Annotated in this window: 20 protein-coding genes; 6 read left to right on the top strand and 14 right to left on the bottom strand. The window is 62.6% G+C overall.

Translation table 11 applies throughout. From position 1 onward, the window contains the following. The 4 genes from V7N12_RS01780 to V7N12_RS01765 form a co-directional block, all read right to left on the bottom strand. On the bottom strand, nucleotides 1–388 hold a 388-nt coding region (locus V7N12_RS01780), incomplete at its 3' end, for a MarR family winged helix-turn-helix transcriptional regulator (protein ID WP_333712221.1). Next, on the bottom strand, nucleotides 388–1,218 hold the full coding sequence (locus tag V7N12_RS01775; protein WP_333712220.1) for a carbon-nitrogen hydrolase family protein: 831 nt from the start codon (nucleotides 1,216–1,218) through the stop codon (nucleotides 388–390). The genes V7N12_RS01780 and V7N12_RS01775, both read right to left, overlap by 1 nt. After that, a complete protein-coding gene (gene grxC / locus V7N12_RS01770) occupies nucleotides 1,215–1,472 on the bottom strand; it encodes a glutaredoxin 3 (RefSeq protein ID WP_333712219.1) in 258 nt (85 codons plus the stop codon). The genes V7N12_RS01775 and grxC overlap by 4 nt, the downstream gene beginning before the upstream one ends. Nucleotides 1,473–1,503: 31 nt before the next feature. Further along, nucleotides 1,504–2,226 carry a ComF family protein gene (locus V7N12_RS01765; protein WP_333712217.1) on the bottom strand — a complete coding sequence of 241 codons (723 nt, stop codon included), beginning with the start codon at nucleotides 2,224–2,226 and terminating at the stop codon, nucleotides 1,504–1,506. A gap of 22 nt (nucleotides 2,227–2,248) precedes the next feature. Here V7N12_RS01765 and V7N12_RS01760 point away from each other — a divergent pair, with 22 nt between their 5' ends. The 4 genes from V7N12_RS01760 to V7N12_RS01745 all read left to right on the top strand — a co-directional run bounded on the left by V7N12_RS01760 (nucleotide 2,249) and on the right by V7N12_RS01745 (nucleotide 5,932). Then, complete coding sequence (locus tag V7N12_RS01760; RefSeq protein WP_333712216.1) at nucleotides 2,249–3,073, top strand: methyltransferase domain-containing protein; 825 nt, start codon at nucleotides 2,249–2,251, stop codon at nucleotides 3,071–3,073. A 51-nt stretch (nucleotides 3,074–3,124) separates the two neighbouring features. Next, nucleotides 3,125–4,210, top strand: coding sequence for a ferrochelatase (gene hemH / locus V7N12_RS01755; RefSeq protein WP_333712215.1), 1,086 nt, complete (start codon nucleotides 3,125–3,127; stop codon nucleotides 4,208–4,210). Nucleotides 4,211–4,212: 2 nt separating this feature from the next. Continuing rightward, complete coding sequence (locus V7N12_RS01750; protein ID WP_333712214.1) at nucleotides 4,213–4,464, top strand: DUF6522 family protein; 252 nt, start codon at nucleotides 4,213–4,215, stop codon at nucleotides 4,462–4,464. Between the two features lie 232 nt (nucleotides 4,465–4,696). After that, nucleotides 4,697–5,932, top strand: a complete 1,236-nt coding sequence (locus V7N12_RS01745) for a serine/threonine protein kinase (RefSeq protein WP_333712213.1) — start codon at nucleotides 4,697–4,699, stop codon at nucleotides 5,930–5,932. Nucleotides 5,933–5,935: 3 nt separating this feature from the next. On the opposite strand, the gene V7N12_RS01740 is transcribed toward V7N12_RS01745, so the two are convergent. Continuing rightward, nucleotides 5,936–6,517, bottom strand: coding sequence for a L,D-transpeptidase (locus V7N12_RS01740; RefSeq protein WP_333712212.1), 582 nt, complete (start codon nucleotides 6,515–6,517; stop codon nucleotides 5,936–5,938). 168 nt (nucleotides 6,518–6,685) lie between these two features. On the opposite strand from V7N12_RS01740, the gene V7N12_RS01735 reads away from it, so the two are divergent. Continuing rightward, nucleotides 6,686–7,234 carry a CAP domain-containing protein gene (locus tag V7N12_RS01735; protein WP_333712225.1) on the top strand — a complete coding sequence of 183 codons (549 nt, stop codon included), beginning with the start codon at nucleotides 6,686–6,688 and terminating at the stop codon, nucleotides 7,232–7,234. Here the strand turns inward: V7N12_RS01735 and V7N12_RS01730 are convergent. From V7N12_RS01730 to hslO, 8 genes are all read right to left on the bottom strand, one after another. Next, nucleotides 7,231–7,701, bottom strand: coding sequence for a L,D-transpeptidase family protein (locus V7N12_RS01730; RefSeq protein ID WP_333712211.1), 471 nt, complete (start codon nucleotides 7,699–7,701; stop codon nucleotides 7,231–7,233). The genes V7N12_RS01735 and V7N12_RS01730 overlap by 4 nt on opposite strands. Nucleotides 7,702–7,809: 108 nt before the next feature. Further along, nucleotides 7,810–9,012 carry a class I SAM-dependent RNA methyltransferase gene (locus V7N12_RS01725; RefSeq protein ID WP_333712210.1) on the bottom strand — a complete coding sequence of 401 codons (1,203 nt, stop codon included), beginning with the start codon at nucleotides 9,010–9,012 and terminating at the stop codon, nucleotides 7,810–7,812. Next, complete coding sequence (locus V7N12_RS01720; RefSeq protein WP_333712209.1) at nucleotides 9,013–10,845, bottom strand: ABC transporter ATP-binding protein; 1,833 nt, start codon at nucleotides 10,843–10,845, stop codon at nucleotides 9,013–9,015. It abuts the gene before it with no gap. A gap of 12 nt (nucleotides 10,846–10,857) precedes the next feature. Continuing rightward, on the bottom strand, nucleotides 10,858–12,687 hold the full coding sequence (locus V7N12_RS01715) for an ABC transporter ATP-binding protein (protein WP_333712208.1): 1,830 nt from the start codon (nucleotides 12,685–12,687) through the stop codon (nucleotides 10,858–10,860). A 41-nt stretch (nucleotides 12,688–12,728) separates the two neighbouring features. Continuing rightward, nucleotides 12,729–13,319: a LysE family translocator gene (locus tag V7N12_RS01710; protein ID WP_333712207.1), complete on the bottom strand. Its 591-nt coding sequence runs from the start codon at nucleotides 13,317–13,319 to the stop codon at nucleotides 12,729–12,731. After that, complete coding sequence (locus V7N12_RS01705) at nucleotides 13,303–14,436, bottom strand: CCA tRNA nucleotidyltransferase (RefSeq protein WP_333712206.1); 1,134 nt, start codon at nucleotides 14,434–14,436, stop codon at nucleotides 13,303–13,305. The genes V7N12_RS01710 and V7N12_RS01705 overlap by 17 nt, the downstream gene beginning before the upstream one ends. Continuing rightward, nucleotides 14,433–15,017: a CoA pyrophosphatase gene (locus V7N12_RS01700; RefSeq protein ID WP_333712205.1), complete on the bottom strand. Its 585-nt coding sequence runs from the start codon at nucleotides 15,015–15,017 to the stop codon at nucleotides 14,433–14,435. Before V7N12_RS01700 ends, V7N12_RS01705 begins: the two co-directional genes overlap by 4 nt. Beyond that, entirely contained in the window at nucleotides 15,010–16,002 is a 993-nt protein-coding gene (hslO, locus tag V7N12_RS01695; protein ID WP_333712204.1) for an Hsp33 family molecular chaperone HslO, read from the bottom strand. Before hslO ends, V7N12_RS01700 begins: the two co-directional genes overlap by 8 nt. A 77-nt stretch (nucleotides 16,003–16,079) precedes the next feature. Between hslO and V7N12_RS01690 the strand changes: the two genes are divergently transcribed. Beyond that, entirely contained in the window at nucleotides 16,080–16,520 is a 441-nt protein-coding gene (locus tag V7N12_RS01690) for an NUDIX hydrolase (protein ID WP_333712203.1), read from the top strand. Nucleotides 16,521–16,736: 216 nt separating this feature from the next. On the opposite strand, the gene V7N12_RS01685 is transcribed toward V7N12_RS01690, so the two are convergent. Further along, entirely contained in the window at nucleotides 16,737–17,414 is a 678-nt protein-coding gene (locus tag V7N12_RS01685) for a TetR/AcrR family transcriptional regulator (protein ID WP_333712202.1), read from the bottom strand. Nucleotides 17,415–17,528 lie beyond the last annotated feature (114 nt).

Below are 17,528 nucleotides of genomic sequence, written 5' to 3'. Positions count from 1 at the left end.
TGACCTTGTCCTCACCGATATTCGCGACGACATCGGCGATGATCGGGGCAATCGCGGCAACGGCGGCATCGCGTGCCGCCTGACCCGAGGGGCTGATCGCCACCATCTTGCGCCGCGCATCGTCCCAATCGGGGCGGATATGGACCCATCCCGCCCATTCAAGCTTGTGCAGCGTGTTTGTCATCGCCCCGCGCGTCAGGTGGAAGGTCTTGGCCAGTTGCGCCGGCGAGCGTTCTGCCCCGACCCGCGCAAGATGATTCAGAACTGAAAAATGCGACAGCTCCATTCCCTTGGGCAAGACCTTGGCGACATTGGCGCGGGCAAGCTGGTCCACCATCAGAATCTCGCTGAACAGCGACACCGCAAGACTGTCTGAATGATTGGACATCAAGGGCCTCTGAAAGGTCGGTCGTGTTGCAGGGCCGCGATACGTTGCCTGCTTTTTGCCACTTCGTCCATATCCAGATCAACCACCGCGACGCCGGGCTGTTCCCCCATGTCCAGCAGAACCTCGCCCCAAGGCGACACGGCGAGGCTGTGCCCATAGGTCTTGCGCGGCTTGCCCGATCGCGCGGCATGTGTGCCTGTCTGTGCGGCGGCGAGCACGTAAGACCCCGTTTCGATCGCCCGCGCCCGCAGCAGGCTTTCCCAATGCGCAGCCCCCGTGACGGGCGAAAAGGCCGAGGGGACCAGCAGAACCTCGGCCCCTGCCTGCGCCAGTGCGCGGTAAAGATAGGCGAAACGCAGGTCATAGCAGACCGTCAGGCCGATCCTGGCGAAGGGTGTATCGGCCAGCACCGCGCGGTCCCCGGGGCGATATCCGGCGGATTCGCGGTAGGTTTCGGTCTCTGACACCGCCACATCGAACATGTGGATCTTGTCATAATGCGCGATGATGCGCCCGGCAGGATCGATCAGGAAGGACCGGTTGGCAAAGCGTCCGTCGGCATCCCCCGTCTTCAGCGCCAGTGATCCGATCGACAGCCAGACACCATGGCGCAGGGCAGCCTCTTGCAGGCCTGCAAGCGTCGGGTCATCCCCTTCCGGACACAGCACCGCCTGCTGGTGCGCACGGTCCTGCGAAACGCAGTTCGTCACCTCTGGCGTCAAGACGAACCCTGCGCCTTTCGCCGCAGCCTCGGCGATCAGCGCAGCGGTGGTCACAAGGTTCTCGGCCGGATAGTCGCTTGACGTCAGTTGCAGCAGCGCGGCCTTCATGCGGCCAAGAGCGCGTCCAGCTTGCCGCCCCGTTCAAGTGCGATCAGATCGTCGCACCCACCGATATGGGTGCCGCCGATGAAAATCTGCGGCACGGTGCTGCGCCCGTTCGCGCGCTGGATCATCTCGGCGCGACGAGAGGGCTGCGCGCTGATATTCACCTCGGCAAAGCTGATGCCTTTCGACGACAAAAGCCGCTTGGCCATATGGCAGAAACCGCAGGTGGGTTTGGTATAAATCTCGACATGCGCCATGGGGAAGGCTCCGATCACTCTTTGCCGTAACCTAAGGCGATTTGACGACCCTTGCCAGTGTCAGAATGGAAACTTCCGCCGCACCGGCTGCCTGCAGGGCCTCGGTCGCGGCGGCAAGTGTGGCACCGGATGTCATGACATCATCGACCAAAAGGACCTGTCTGCCACCCAGCAGGGCGACACGCTTGGGGTTGGCTGTGATGCTGCCTGCAATGCTTGCAAAGCGCTGGTCCCTTGAATGCCCGTCCAGCGCGGCGGTCCGCCTTTGCCGCAGCAGGGCATCGACACAAACCTCACGGTGCAGGGCCTTGCCGACCCCCTGCGCCAACAAGCCCGCCTGATTGTAGCGCCGCCGCAAGAGCCGCGACCAATGCAAGGGCACCGGGACGATCAGACATCCCTTTGGCGCGACCGACGCCGCCTTGCGCGCCATCCATCCGGCCAGCGTCGGTATCAGATCGGTGCGATCCCCATGCTTGAGCGCCAGCACCAGCCGCCTGCCGACACCGCTGTATCCCATCACCGCCCGGCCATGCGCCCAGGGCCGCGCGATCGTCAGGCAATCGTCGCATTGCGCGACGGTCCCGTCATCCTGACCCGGCAATGGGGCGCCACAGGTGTCGCAGGCCAGTCCGGAGATGAACTCTGTCTGCGACCAGCAGGCCGGACACAACCCCTGCGCCCCCTCCACCGGCGCGTCGCAAGACACGCAAGCAAGCGGGTAAATGGCGCGAATGACGCTTTGCAACCGCATGGATACACCCTAAATGACCCGCATGACCCCACCCCGTATCACCGACCGCGCAGCCTTGATGCGCAACCGCGCCCGCGCCGAGACGCAGGCGCTGTTCCTGCAGGAACAGGCGGCCGACGCGCTTCAGGAAAGACTGAACGAGGTTAACAGAACCTTTACGTCCATCGCGATTGTGACAGGATTTCCCGATTTCTGGGCCGCGCGCTTTCCAGAGGCGACAGTCATCAGCGATGAGGACAGGTTGGATCTTGCCCCAAAGGCCCATGACCTTGTGATCCATGCCATGTGCCTGCATTGGGCGAATGATCCTGTCGGGCAGCTTGTTCAATGCCGCCACGCGCTGCAACCCGATGGGCTGCTGCTTTGCACCTTCCTTGGGGGCCAGACGCTGCACGAATTGCGCGCGGCACTTGGTCAGGCCGAGGCGCTTGTGACCGGCGGGCTTTCGCCGCGCATCGCGCCGATGGGGGAAATCCGAGACCTTGGCGGCCTTCTGCAACGGGCGGGCTTTGCCTTGCCCGTCGCCGACAGCGCGCCGCTGACCGCCAGTTACGTCAATGCCTTTCACCTGATGCACGACCTGCGCAAAATGGGCGAGAACAACGCGCTGACCGACAGGATCAAGCAAGTGACCCGCCGCGATGTCCTGACGAAGGCGGCCTGCATCTACGCCGAAAACTTCCGCAATGCCGCAGGTCGCGTCGATGCGACCTTCGACTTCATCACGCTGACGGGCTGGGCACCGGACGACAGCCAGCCCAAACCCCTGCGCCCCGGAAGCGCCACTGCACGGCTTGCCGATGTGCTGGGCACGCAAGAAAAGCCCCTTGATAGGTCCAAAGTTTGATCCGGGACGTATTTTATTTAAATCACCCCGGAATGACGCTACCTAAGGTCGATGAAAATGTTTGATGCCCAGAACACCACCGAGGAACGTCCCGCCGTATGTCCCGTGCATGCAAAGGCGGACCATCCGCCGATCAAGCCGGCGCGGGTCGGGATCCTTGTGGCCAACCTCGGAACGCCGGACGGCACCGACTACTGGTCGATGCGGCGCTACCTGAACGAGTTTCTGTCCGACAAGCGCGTCATCGACTATTCCGCATGGATCTGGCAGCCGCTTCTGCAGTTGGTGATCCTGTCGAAACGTCCGTTCTCGTCCGGTGCGGCCTACAAGTCGATCTGGAACGAAGAGGCCGACGAAAGCCCGCTGATGACCATCACCAAGGCGCAGACCGCGGCGATCAAGGCGAAGATGGTCGAACGCTATGGTGACGATGTGCGCGTCGATTTCTGCATGCGCTACGGCAACCCCTCGACCAAATCCAAGGTCCGCGAGATGGTCGGGGCCGGTTGCACCAAGATCGTGTTCTTCCCGCTCTATCCGCATTACGCAGGCGCGACCTCGGCTACGGCGAATGACCAGTTCTTCCGCGCCCTGATGGAAGAAAAGTGGCAGCCCATCGCCCGCGTGGTCGAACCCTACTACGACGACCCCGCCTATATCGAGGCGCTGGCCCAATCCATTAAACGCGCTTACGAAAATGCCGAAACGCGGCCCCAGAAACTGGTCTGTTCCTACCATGGCGTGCCCGAGCGTTACTTGCGCGAAGGCGACCCCTACCACTGCCAGTGCCAGAAAACGACGCGCTTGCTGAAGGAACGTCTAGGCTGGGACGACACCGAGATCGTGACGACCTTCCAGTCCCGTTTCGGCCCCGAGGAATGGCTGAAACCCTACACGGTGGAAGAGGTCGCGCGCCTTGCCAAGGAAGACGGTATCAAGAACATCGCCGTTTGCGCGCCCGCTTTTTCGGCCGACTGCATCGAAACGCTGGAAGAGATCAACGAAGAGATCAAGGAAAGCTTCGAGCATGCAGGCGGCGAACACTTCACCTATATTCCCTGCCTGAACGACGAACCCGCGCATATCGACGCGCTCTGCGGCGCGATCGAACGCAATCTCAAGGGTTGGCTGGACTAGGGATGAAGGTCGACCTGACCGGCACCGTGGCGACTGTCGATGCCCACGATCTTGGTCCGCTGCTGGGGCTGGCCCCGGAAGAAGTGCCGCAGAAGATGCGTGAGGGCGAGATCACCAGCCTGTCCGAAACGGGTGTCGACGCGGACGCAGGTCAATGGCGTCTGACCTTCTGGTACAAAGGGCGAAGGGTGCGTCTGATCTGTGACGCGGCTGGCAATGTGCTGAAAACGACCCGGACAAACGTGCAAAGCTGATTCTCGACCAGCGACAATCGAACTGTCAGCGCCCCGGCTGGACAGCATGACGAATGCGGGCAGGCGAAAGCACCGGAAAATTCCTCGATCCGGTTACAATATCGCCGCAAGCCGCTTTCATTTTTGCGTTATTTGCCTCATTAGAGCCGTAATTTATGGATATTCGAAAATCTGTGTAAATGTATAGACTTGCGCCGGGCTGCTGGTTCTGGCGCGATTAAGTGGTGAAGAAATGACTGCTGCAAAGCATGCTGATCTGGACGTCGTGCCGCCGAGTGGGAGTGAAGCGCTTCCAAGCGGCACAAAGCTATTGGGCGATCAGTTCACGATCGAACGGCCGCTCAGCAATGGCGGATTCGGGATTACCTATCTGGCACAAGACAACTTCCTGAACCGCCGTGTCGTGGTCAAGGAATGCTACCCCGAGGCCTTCTGCAAACGTGAAGGCCGCAATGTCCTTGTGCGGTCCGCTGCGCATCAGGAAAAGTATCGCGCCATCGTGCAGATGTTCATGCGCGAAGCCCGGGCGATTGCAAAGCTCAAGCATCCCAACATTGTCGGCGTCCACCGCATCTTCGAGGACAACGACACCGCCTATATGGTGCTGGACCTTATCGACGGACGCGACCTGCTGAGCGTGATCAAGGACCGCTATGATCAGGTGCCGCCGGATCAGGTCAAGGAACTGCTGCTGAAGGTGCTCGACGCCATCGACCTTGTGCACCAGCATGATCTGCTGCACCGCGATATCTCGCCCGACAACATCCTGCTCGACAAATGGGGCAACCCGATCCTGATCGACTTCGGTGCCGCGCGCGAAGAGGCCAGCCGCGAGACGCGCGCCGTCTCTGCCGTGCTTGTGGTCAAGGATGGGTATTCCCCGCAAGAGTTCTATTTTTCCGGTGGCAAGCAGGGCCCAAGCAGCGATCTCTATGCGCTGGGTGCGACCTTCTATCACCTGATCAGCGGCGAGGCCCCGCCGAACAGCCAGACCCGCATGGCCGAATACGCCGGAAAGAACCCCGATCCCTGCGAACCGCTTGCCGGGCGCTTTCCCGAATACGATCCCGAATTCCTAGAAGCGATCGATCAGGCGATGGCGATTCTGCCGCGCGAACGCATCCAGACCGCGCGCGAATGGATGAACGTGATCACTGGCCGCAAGGACAAGACCCGCCCGATCCGCCAGACATCGACCGATGATCTGAACAAGGTGCTGACCCGCCTTGTGTCGGAAACCAACGAATACCTCAGCGCCGAACCGCGCGGCGTCGATCCCAGGACGCGCCGCCAGCCGTCGCACAGGGATGCGTCCATCACATCCGATGCACGGCCCGATCCCGACGAACAGGTGCAGGAACTGATGGAACGCGCCCATGTCTGGTCAGAACCAGTCTTTACTGAGCCTGGCAAACTTGCCGTGCCCGCCAAGCGGCGCTGGAGTATCTTCAACTTCTTTCGGCGCTAGACCTCAGATCAGCAGAACCTGTGTGCCGACCTTCGTAAGGTCGTAAAGCTCTGCGATATGCTCGTTGTAGAGACCGATGCAGCCGTTCGACGAACGACGGCCGATCTTGCGCGTGTCATGGGTGCCGTGGATCCGGTAATACTGCCATGACAGATGCAATGCGTGCGATCCCAGCGGGTTATCAGGGCCAGGTCCGATAAAGTCGGGCCATTCCGGATTGCGGATTTTCATCGCCGGCGTCGGTGCCCAGCTTGGCCCTTCGACCCGGCGGGTGATTTCGGTACGCCCCGTGCGGGTCAGGTCCTCGGACAGGGGAACACTGGTCGGAAAGAGCTTGTAGATCGTTTGGTCCTCGGACCAGAAGTGCAGGGCGCGTGACTGGATATCGACGAGGACCGCACCGTTTCGCAGGTTCGAGAAATAGGGCTGCCAGTCGAGGGACCGGAAGCTCGAGATATTGCGGCGCACGCCGGTCAGCACGCTTTCTTCCATTTCAGTGGTACCGGCGGTCTGCGCGGCGGCACCGGTGCCGATCATCGCTGCCGACGCAGCCAGAAATCCACGGCGTGAAAAAGTATTGGTCATGGCGTTCTCCATCGAAAGAGATAAAGGGGTCCTATTCAGAACTATTGTGTCTCTGACGCGACTTCAATTCACACAAACGTCATGGACCGCGGTTGATCGCCGAGTGTGTTTGAAGTGTCGCTGCAATCCCGCTAAGCAAGGACTGACAACTCCTTGGGTATTATCCTTATGTTACGACGAGAGTTCTTTTTGGGTTTTGCTGCGGTCGGGCTGGCAGCATGCGATACGACAGCCCGGCGGCCGCTTGGCCCTGACGGGAACCCGCTGCCGGTCATCTACCGTATCGATCCGGCAGATTCGGCGGCGATCCAGTTCCGGATGCTCGACAGCGTGAATGCCCTGCGTCAGACCGCAGGCGCCCCACCGGTTCAGCTTGACCCGCGCCTGAATGCCGCTGCCGCCACACATTCCCGCGATATGGCGGTTCAGAACCGGCCATGGCTTTTCGGCTCGGATGGATCCAGCCCGCTTGACCGCGCGCGACGCGTCGGCTTTCCGGGGCGGCTTCTGGGTGAAAACATATCCGAGTCGTTCGAAAGCGAGACCCAGACCCTTGCCGCGTGGATGACACAACCCGATACACGGGCCGTGATCCTTGATCCCGGCGCGCGGTTCATGGGGTTCGCATGGTATCAGGAACAAGGCGGCAAGCTTTGGTGGACGCTCAACATGGGCAGCGATCCCGCAGAAAGCCGCCCGATCCCTACGCTGTTCTAGGTGTAGATGAAGATCTTGGTGCCCTTGTCGATCATCGGGTAAAGCTCGTCCATTTCCTCATTCGTCACGGCGATACAGCCCCAGGTCCAGTCGGGCTGGCCGATCCATCGTGACGGAGTGCCATGAATGAAGATATCGCCACCGGGATCGACGCCACGTGCACGGGCCTGCGCGATGTCGTTGCGGTTGGGATAAGAGATGCCCAGCGACAGGTGAAACCGACTGTTGGGGTTTTTGCGGTCGATCAGATAGGCCCCTTCGGGCGTTCTGCCGTCGCCTTCCTGCGTCTTGTGTCCGACAGGATTGAAGCCCAGATCGAAGCGATACTGCTTCAAAAGCGTGGTTTCATGCATGACCTGCATCACCCGCGCCTCTTTGAAGACCTGAATGCGCGTGACCTCTGGTCCGCGATATTCGGTTGATGCTGCGGAACATCCCGCAAGGCCAAGCGCTGATCCCATCAGCATGGTACGTCGTGAAATCATCGATACTGCCCAATCCACGCGGTCTTTGCCGCTTGTGTCAGGAATACTATGGCAGAGCGGTTTCGGGCAAGCATTCCCGCATCCACTGCGTCACTTCCGCGTGAATGGTGCAACAACTTCGGTATGCGGCGACCAGCGGAACTGGTCGACGACCTGCACCCAGCCCATGGCATAGCCTGCATTGATCAAAGTCTGGGCATCCCGCGCAAAGGTGACAGGATTGCACGAGACCATGGCGATGGTCTTGATCCCGCTGGCTGAAAGTGTGGCGACCTGCGCATCGGCCCCTGCGCGGGGCGGGTCAATCACCACAGCATCGAAGTGGCGAAATTCGTCAGCTTCCAGCGGGCGGCGGAAGAGATCACGCGCTTCGGTCGTGACACGGCGCAGCTGGAACCCCTCGCGCCAACCGCGATCGAGCGCGGCAAGCATGGCTTTGTCACCCTCGACGGCATGGACCTCGGCGCGTTTGGCAATCGGCAGGGTGAATGTGCCGCAGCCCGAGAAAAGATCGACGATGCGGGCAGCGCCTTGGGTGATCTCTTCCACAGCCGCCAGCAGGCTCGCCTCGCCATGACGGGTGGCCTGCAGGAAGGCGCCTGGCGGCGGGACAACCGCCGTGCCACCGAAAACCTGTGCGGGCGGGTTGATCGTGACGACCGGTTCGTCGTTCCAGTGCAGCCGCGACAGACCGAACCGGTTCGCGAGCGCCGGCAGTTCGACCCGCAACTGCGGCGTCAGCTCTTTCTCGGTCTCGACCAGAATATCCGGCCCCTGATCCGTCTCGGTCACCGTCAGGTCAATCTCGCCCTTGCGCGAGGCGGCCAGCAGGGTCAGCGCCTCGAGCGCGGGAAAGCTGGCCATCAGGGCAGGGGACAAGAGCTTGCAATCAGGCACCTCGACCAGCGCATCCGATCCCTTGGCGTGAAAGCCGATCATCGCGCCCTTCTTGGTGCGGCGGCCCGACAGCTTGGCGCGCCTGCGCGACTGCGCCGGCGATGTCGCGATCGGACGGAACGCCGCCGCGACCCCCCGCGCCGCAAGCGCCTTTTCCACGATCCCCTGCTTCCAGCCAGCGACAAACCCATCGCTTGCATGCTGCATTGCGCAGCCTCCGCAGCTTTTGAAATGTCGGCAGGGTGCCGCGACACGATCCGGCGAGGGCGTGACGATCCGCACGGTGCCGTCCTGTGCCACATCCACCTCTTCCCCCGGCAGCACGCGCGGCAAAAGCGATTGCCCGTCCGAGGCACGCCCCAACCCGAGGTGAGTCAGACTTTCGATTGTCAGCATCTATTCCGCCGCGTCCGTCAGGTTCAGGAACCCGCCCGACTGCCGGTTCCAATAGCGCGCATAAAGCCCGGCCCGGGCCAGAAGCGCGTGATGCGTCCCTTCCTCGACTATCCTGCCGCCGTCAAGGACAACGATCCGGTCCATCTGCGCCAGCGTCGACAAACGATGCGCAATCGCGATCACCGTCTTGTCGCCCATGATGCTCTCAAGCGCCGTCTGGATCGAGGCCTCGACCTCGGAATCAAGCGCGCTTGTCGCTTCGTCCAGCACAAGGATCGGCGCATCCTTCAGGATGGCGCGGGCAATCGCGATGCGCTGGCGCTGGCCACCCGACAGCTTGACGCCACGCTCGCCCAGATGCGCGTCATATCCGGTGCGGCCCCGATGGTCGCGCAGGTCCTTGATGAACTCATGCGCCTCGGCCTGCATCGCGGCGGCATGGACCTCGGCCTCGGTGGCGTCGGGCTTGCCGTAGCGGATATTGTCAAAGGCCGAGCGGTTGAACATCGCCGTTTCCTGCGTGACCATCCCGATCTGGCGGCGCAGACTTTCCTGCGTCACGTCGCGCACGTCATGTCCGTCGATCAGGACGCGCCCCTGTTCGGTATCGTAGAGCCGCAGGATCAGGGCGACCAAGGTGGATTTCCCCGCGCCCGATGCCCCGACGATCCCCAGCTTCTCGCCCGGGTTGATGGTCAGCGACACGGCGTCCAGCCCACCCGGACCGCCGCCATAGCTGAAGCTGACATCCTCCAGCGCAATCGCCCCCGCGCTGACCGTCAGCACATGCGCATCGGGCTTGTCGCGCAGCGTATGGGCGGGGGCCAGCGTATGCATCGCATCCTCGATTTCGCCCACGTTGGCATACATGCCCATCAGCGTGAAACTGACCCAGCCGGTCATCTGCGCCAGACGCAGGGCAATCGCCCCCGCCGCCGCGATTTCACCGGCCGAGGCGGCCCCGATGGTCCACAGATAGAGTGTTGTGCCCACAAGGATCACCGGCAACAGACCGCCCAGCGCCATCAACCAGAACCGGAACGATGACGACAGCCAGCCGAAATGCACCGCCTTTGCGCGATAGGCGTCCATGGCGTCTATCGCGGCCCGGTCCTCGTGTGCGTCATGGGCGAAAAGCTTGACCGTCTTGATGTTGGTGATCGTGTCGACGACCTGTCCGGTCACCATCGCGCGTTTCGCCGCCCGCTCTTTCGACCGTTCCCGCACACGCGGGATGAAATAGCGGATCAACGCGATGTAGCCTGCCGACCAGAGCGCCAGCAGCAGCGCCGCGCGCCAGTCGATTGCAAAAAGCAGCAGCACCGAGCCCACCAGCGACGCCAGCGCAAAGGCGACGGTGTGGATCAGATCGACGACCAGATCGGTTGCCGCGCGCGCTGCCTGCATCTGCTTTTGCGCGATGCGGCCCGCGAAATCATCGTCAAAGAACTTCACCGCCTGCCCAAGGGAATGGCGATGCAGCCGCGACAGGATCAGCGTGTTCAAGGCTGGGCCCACAACCACCGACTGCAACAGCCCCGAAAAGCCCATCAGGATCGGCCGCAGGATCAGAAGGAAGGCCGTCACACCCAGCAAGAGCAGCAGATTATCGCCAAAGAACCCTGTCACCTCCGAGGCAAGGGCGGCGTCGATCACCCACCCCAGCATCAGGGCCGCGGCAACCTCGAGCACACCGCCCAGCGCCGAGACGACGCCTGAAAAGATCGTGATCCCGAAACTGCCCTTCAGGCACCACTTCAGGAACGCCGACAGCTTTTGCGGCGGCGGGCCGTCTGCCGTCTGGAACGGATCGATCCAGTTCTGCGGTTGCATGCCTGTCCTTCGTTACTGGCCCAGAAACCCGCCCGACTGGCGCGCCCAGAACCGTGCATATTGTCCATTCGCCGCCAGCAGCGCGTCATGCGTGCCTTCTTCGACGATGCGGCCCTGATCCATCACGATGATCCGGTCCATCTTGGCGATGGTCGACAACCGGTGCGCGATGGCGATGACCGTCTTGCCGTCCATCATCTGATAGAGCGTTTCCTGAATGGCGGCCTCGACCTCACTATCTAGGGCGCTGGTCGCCTCGTCCAACACCAGAAGTGGCGCATCCTTCAGGATGACCCGCGCAAGGCTGATCCGCTGGCGCTGCCCGCCCGACAGTTTCACACCGCGTTCGCCGACCTTGGCGTCATAGCCCTTGCGGCCCTCGTTATCTTCAAGCCCCAAGATAAAGTCATGCGCCTCGGCCTTCTTGGCCGCGGCGATCATCTGGTCTTCCGTGGCGGACGGACGTCCATAGAGGATGTTGTCCCGCACCGAACGATGCAACAAGGCGCTGTCTTGCTGGACCATGCCGATGGAACTGCGCAGGGAGTCCTGTGTCGCCTTGGCGATATCCTGCCCGTCGATCAGGATCTGCCCGCCCTCGGCATCATAGAACCGCAACAGCAGCTTGACGAAGGTGGACTTGCCCGCGCCCGACTGACCCACCAGCCCGACCTTTTCACCAGCGGCGATCTTCAGGTCGATCCGGTCCAGCCCGCCCGACTGCTTGCCGTAGTGATGGGTCAGCCCGCGCACCTCGACGGCACCTTGGGTCCCCTCCAGCGGTTTGGCATCCGGCGCATCGACCAGTTCCACCGACTGGGCGATCGTCTCCATCCCTTCCTTGACCACGCCCAGCTCGCGGAAGAATTCGGACATCGCCCACATGATCCAGCCCGACATCGCATTCAGCCGCAGCGCCAGCGACGTCGCCACCGCCACCATCCCGATCGAGGCCGTGCCCTGCATCCAAAGCCATATCGCCCAGCCGACGACGCCGATGATCAGCAGGCCGTTCAGGATCATCAGACCGGCGTCCATGATCGTATAAAGCCGCATTTCATACTGGAAGGTGCGGCGCGCCTCTTCGATGGCTTCCTTGGCATAGTTCACCTCGCGGTCGTGATGGGCGAACATCTTGACCGCGTGGATGTTGGTATAGCTGTCCACAACACGACCCGTCACCGCGCTGCGCGCGTTCGAGGCCGCCTCGGACGCCGGGGTCACGCGGACCAGCACCCAGCGCACGAGGAACAGATAGGGGATCAGCCAGACCATCAGCGGGATCACCAATGCCGGGTCCGTCTGTGCCAGAATGACGATCGAGCCGACGACATAGGCAATCGCAAAGGTAATCGCGTCAAAGGTCTGGAACACGACAGCCCCCGCCGCTGGCGGCGTCTGCATGATCCGGTTGGCGATCCGGCCTGCGAAATCATCCTCGAACCAGCCAACGGACTGGCGCAGCACATGACGGTGCGCCCGCCAGCGCACCAACGTGCCGAAGTTCGGCAGGATCGTGTTGTTCAAGAGCGCGATCTGCACCACATGGATGACGGGCCGCACGGTCAGGATGAAAACGGCGACAAGGATCAGTTCCAGCCCGTAGCGCGCCCAGACCTCGGCCGGGCCGCCGCTGCCCAGAATATCCACCAGCCGCCCCAGATAGGCGATCAGCCAGATCTCGATCACGGCGATCAGGATCGAGAGGATACCGGTAACCCAGAAGACCTTGCGAAAGGGTTGGGCGTATTCCAGCAGGAACGGAAACAGCCGCTTGGGCGGCGTGTCGTTCTCGGCGTAGGGACCATAGGGGTCTACGAGGCGTTCAAAGAAGCCGAACATGGGGGACTCTCGCTGGACAGAGACCCGCTATAGCAAGTCGGTCAGAGAAAAAGAAGGACCGAAAATCCGACAAGCGCGATTGCCATGATCCGCATGAAAATGCGCCAGGCGACGGGGTTGGTCAGCAAGTAAGACAAAAGACTGCCCGCCACCGCCCAGAAGATGCAGACGCCTATGTTGACGGTCGAGAATGTCGCCGCAAGACTGCTCGCCTGTTGGATCGGCGCGAGCGTGGCCACATAGGCCGTCGCACTCAGCGCGACCGCCCAGACCTTGGGGTTGATCCATTGGAACAGCACGGCCTCGATGAAGGTGAACGGCCTCTCGCGGTCCCGTCTTTTCGCGGGGTCCGCGTTCCAGAGGTTGTAGGCCATCCAGACAATCCAGAGGCTCGCCACGATTTTCAGGGCCAGCGTCAGTCCCGGCTGCGCGGCAAGAAGGGTGCCGATACCGATGCCTGTCACAAAGGCGATCACACCGACGCCCAGCGCCACGCCGAAAATGTGCGGTATCGTGCGCTGGAAGCCGAACCTCGCGCCCGAGGCGGTGATCATGATCACATTCGGCCCCGGCGAGAAAAGGCCGAAGAAGACAAAGCCGATCAAAGGCAGATAGTCAGCCAAGCAGGTCATCCTTGGTCAGCGTGAAACCCGAGGCGATCCACCGCGCCTCGGCCTGCCGCAAGGCACGGCCCAGTGCTGCGCCTTGCAAGCCCGGCATCAGATCGGCAGCGGTCAGCGGGAAGATCTTGCGGGCGGCATCCTGCAGTGCGGCAAGGTCATCATGGCCCACCTTGCCACCGGCAAGGGCCGCGCGGATCAACGCCGCGTCCCGCGCCGCCGCGAACCCGTGGCGGTAGGCCAGTTCGGGCAGGTCACCTTCGGCCATCATCAACCCCAGTTCCCGCGCCTGATCCTTGGACAGGCGCAATCCGTCGGTCTGCCCACCCAGCACCGCCAGTCGGCGCAAGGGCGCGGGCTGCACGCCCGCCGCCTGTTCCAGATGGACAAGCACCGCGAGACCCCCCGCCTCTGCACCGGCCAGAACTTGCGCCAATGCACCCGTGGCGGCCATGCTCGCCACAGCAGGGGCGGGATCAGGCGCGGCGAGCAGCCTTAGCACCTCTGCCGTGATCCGTTCCGCCGAAAGCGCGGCAAGCCCGTCGATGTTGTCGGCACAGGCCGCCAGCCCATCCGCATCGATCCCGGCTTCGGGATCGCCATACCACGCATGGAACCGGAAGAAGCGCAGGATGCGCAGATAATCTTCCTTGATGCGGCGGTCGGCATCCTCGATGAAACGGACGCGGCGGGCAAAAAGGTCGGGCAGCCCGCCCAAGGGATCGGCCACCGCGCCATCCGGCCCCGCATAAAGCGCGTTCATCGTGAAATCGCGGCGGCGCGCGTCCTCGATCATGGTATCGGCGAAGGCCACGACCGCACGCCTGCCATCGGTGGCCACGTCTTGGCGGAAGGTCGTCACCTCGAAGGATGTCCCGTCCAGCACCAGAGTCACCGTCCCGTGGTCGATCCCTGTCGGCACCACCTTGATCCCGGCGTCCCGGGCCAGTTCCATGACCAGTTCGGGGCGCGCGTTGGTCGAAAGATCCAGATCGCGCACATCTTGCCCGATCAGCGCATTGCGCACGCAACCCCCGACGAACCAGGCCTGATAGCCTGCATCGGTCAAAACCGCGCAAACGCGCTGGGCAGCAACACCTGTCAGCCAATCGCCGGTGACCCGCGTCATGCCATCCGCTCCGCCAGACTGCGCAAAATGCGGCCCGTCGCACCCCAGATGTAATAGGGGCCATAGGGCACGGTATAGTAGAATCGCTTGCGCCCCTGCCAATGCCGCCCTTCGATCCGGTAGTTGCGCAGGTCGAGCAGATGGTCGAGCGGCACCTCGAAGACCTCGCTGACCTCGCCAGTCTCGGGCAGGTGGTCGAACCGGTCACGGATCAGGCCGACAACCGGCGTGACGTGATAGTTGGTCACTGTCTGGTGGTGCGGCAGCGTGCCGATGACATCGACAAGACCAAGGGGCAGGCCGATCTCTTCGCGCGCCTCGCGCAGGGCTGCGGCGATGGGCGAGGCATCTTCGGGGTCCTGCCGCCCCCCCGGAAAGGCGATCTGGCCCGGGTGATGTTTCAGCCGCGCCGAACGCTTGGTCAGGATGACGGTCCGGGTCACCGCTGAAATTCCGATCAGCACCCCCGCAGGCGTCAACCGCCCGTCCGGCACGGTCACATCGGGATTGAGGTCAAAGTCCGAGGACACATCGCCCTTGCGGGACAATGCGTCACCCAGCTTTTGACGCAGGTCAGTCACTGGCGTCCTTGGCCTCGAACCCGAGCGTCTCGGGGTCGAGGACATAATGCGCACCACAGAACTGGCAGTCCGCGGTGACCGTGCCGTCGTCCGTGGTCATCGTCCCGATATCCTTGGCCGAATAGATCGACAGGCTTTGGCGGACCTTTTCCACCGAACAGCTACAGCCGAATTTCACCGGCTGGGCGTCGAAAACGCGCGGGCGTTCTTCGTGAAACAGCCGGACCAGCAGATCGGTCGGCGCAAGGGACGGGCCGATCAGTTCCAGATCCTCGACCGTATCCAGCAGCAGGTTCGCGCGGTTCCAGTTCTCGCCTTCGTTCGCGTCAAGGATATCGGCTGCCGCAAGCAGGCCGCCTTCACCGGACCCGCCGTCACCCTTCATCTCGGGCGAGGCTTTTGGCATATGCTGCAACATGATCCCGCCCGCGCGCCAATGGGTGCCCTTGCCGGCCAGTTGCGACAGGCCATAGGTCAGCGCGAACCGCGTCGGAAGCTGCTCGGACTGGGCGAAATAGGTCTGCGCACAGGCGGCCAGCGACCCGCCCGCAATCGGCGTGATCCCCTGATAGGGCGTCATGCCCTGACCCTGATCGATCAGAATGGCAAAGTAGCCCTGCCCGATCTGGCTGAAAGGATCGGCGCCCTCGTCCAGACGATCGGCATCGTAAGAGGCATAGGCACGGATGCGGGCCGGTTCACCGTCTTCGGTCGGACCATAGTAGTCGGTGGCGATCAGTCGGGCCGGACCCGAGCCGCGTACCTGCAAGGACAGTTTCCAGCGCAGCTTGACCGATTGGCCGATCAGGGCGGTCAGCAAGGCCATCTCGGCCACCAGTCCTTCGATCATGGGGGGATAGTCATGCTGCTTCAGGACCTGTTCCAGCACGCCATCAAGACGCGCCACCCGGCCGCGGATGTCCGAGGCGTCGAGTTGAAACGGCAGGACGGTATCGTCCCAGGCGATCTGGTTGCCTGTGATCATGGTCTTTCCTTACATGTCAGGGGCTGGCATACCGCGCCTATATAGGCGGGGCAAGCAGCGGTCCAAGGGGGAGAGCTATGATCAGACGGTATGGCGACACGCCGCGCGCCGGTCAGCGCTACCGCACGAGACCCGGTGTCTACGCGATCCTGCCGCTGGATGGAAAGCTGCTGCTGACCTATCAGGGCGACCCGCATTTCGAGATCCAGCTTCCCGGTGGCGGCATCGACCCGGGCGAGCATCCCCTGACCGCCCTGCACCGCGAGGTCTTCGAGGAAACCGGCTGGCGCATCACGGCCCCCCGCAAGCTGGGCAGCTTCCGGCGCTTTGCCTATATGCCCGAATACGACATCTGGGCCGAGAAGCTGTGCCACATCTACCTTGCCCGTCCGGTCCGCCCGCACGGACCCGCGACCGAGCCGGGGCATGTCCCTCTCTGGATGGCGCCCGAGGTTGCGGTGGCCGAGCTTTACAACGACGGCGATGCGGCTTTCGTGGCGCAACTGGCCGGGCTTTGAGGGGGCGCTGCCCCCGCTGCCTGCGGCAGCCCCCCGGGATATTTTTGGGCCAATAATGGAGTGGCTTGGGCTATCGGAGCAAGCTCAGGCTTTCGAGGTCGCCCATGCCGCGCGAGCGTCGACGGGCACCTGGACGAAACCTGTGGTCGCTTTGGCGGCAACTGGCGCTTTCTGTGGCGCGCTGTTTCTACAGTGGCCGGATGGTTGACGTTCGTCTCACCCTTCGGCGTATCCTTGGGAATTGGCCGGCGGGTCGAACTTGAGGCGCGCATGAAAGCGCGCCAGTTCACGCGGGCTGGGCGCTTGGCCGCAAAAGGTCTTCACATAGCCGGATGCACGCGCCATCCGCACGGCCGGGGCCTCAAAGACCTGCATTGCGATGTAGCCGATCTGCGTCAGGTAGACGGTCCGCGCCCGGACATCCGACTCATCCTCGGCGAATCCGAAGCGCAGGAACATCGCACGGATCGCCTTGAGACGGGCCTCGTCGGCCTCGTGCACCCGTGCCGCGGCCACGTCTGACTTGTGCGCCCATCCGCGTATCGCGAAATCGAGTTGCGGGTCGAAGAGCGTCTCATCGTGGAAGACCGTGATCAGATTGAGGACGGCCTCGGAAATGGTCTCTGCGTAGGCGCTGCAGGCCTCGACGAAGGCGCCGGTGTTCTTGGCGTCCCATTCTTCCAGCAGCGCATCGAGCAGCGCATCGCGGTCCTTGAAAAACCAGTAGAAGCTGGTGCGCGCGATTTGCAGCTGGCCCGCCAGCGGCTGGATCTTCACCGCATCGACGCCCGAAGTGATCAGCGCCTGTCGCGCGGCGTCCATCCAGACCTCGCGCGATCCGCGCCAGCCGGTGTTCTTTTCGTTGGATGCGCCTGTGTCGTTCATTGCCGCCATGGCATCGACCTTAGTCCGCCCTGATGGTGGCCACAAGCAGAATATACATATGTGAACCTATACTTGACATATGTGAACATTTTGCAGATAGAGATACCATCCGCCAAGGAGGCC

The sequence above is a fragment of the Yoonia sp. genome (assembly GCF_036770585.1).
Lineage (GTDB): Bacteria > Pseudomonadota > Alphaproteobacteria > Rhodobacterales > Rhodobacteraceae > Yoonia.
Note: the sequence above shows the minus strand (reverse complement) of the source record. Positions and strands in the feature narration are given on the sequence as shown.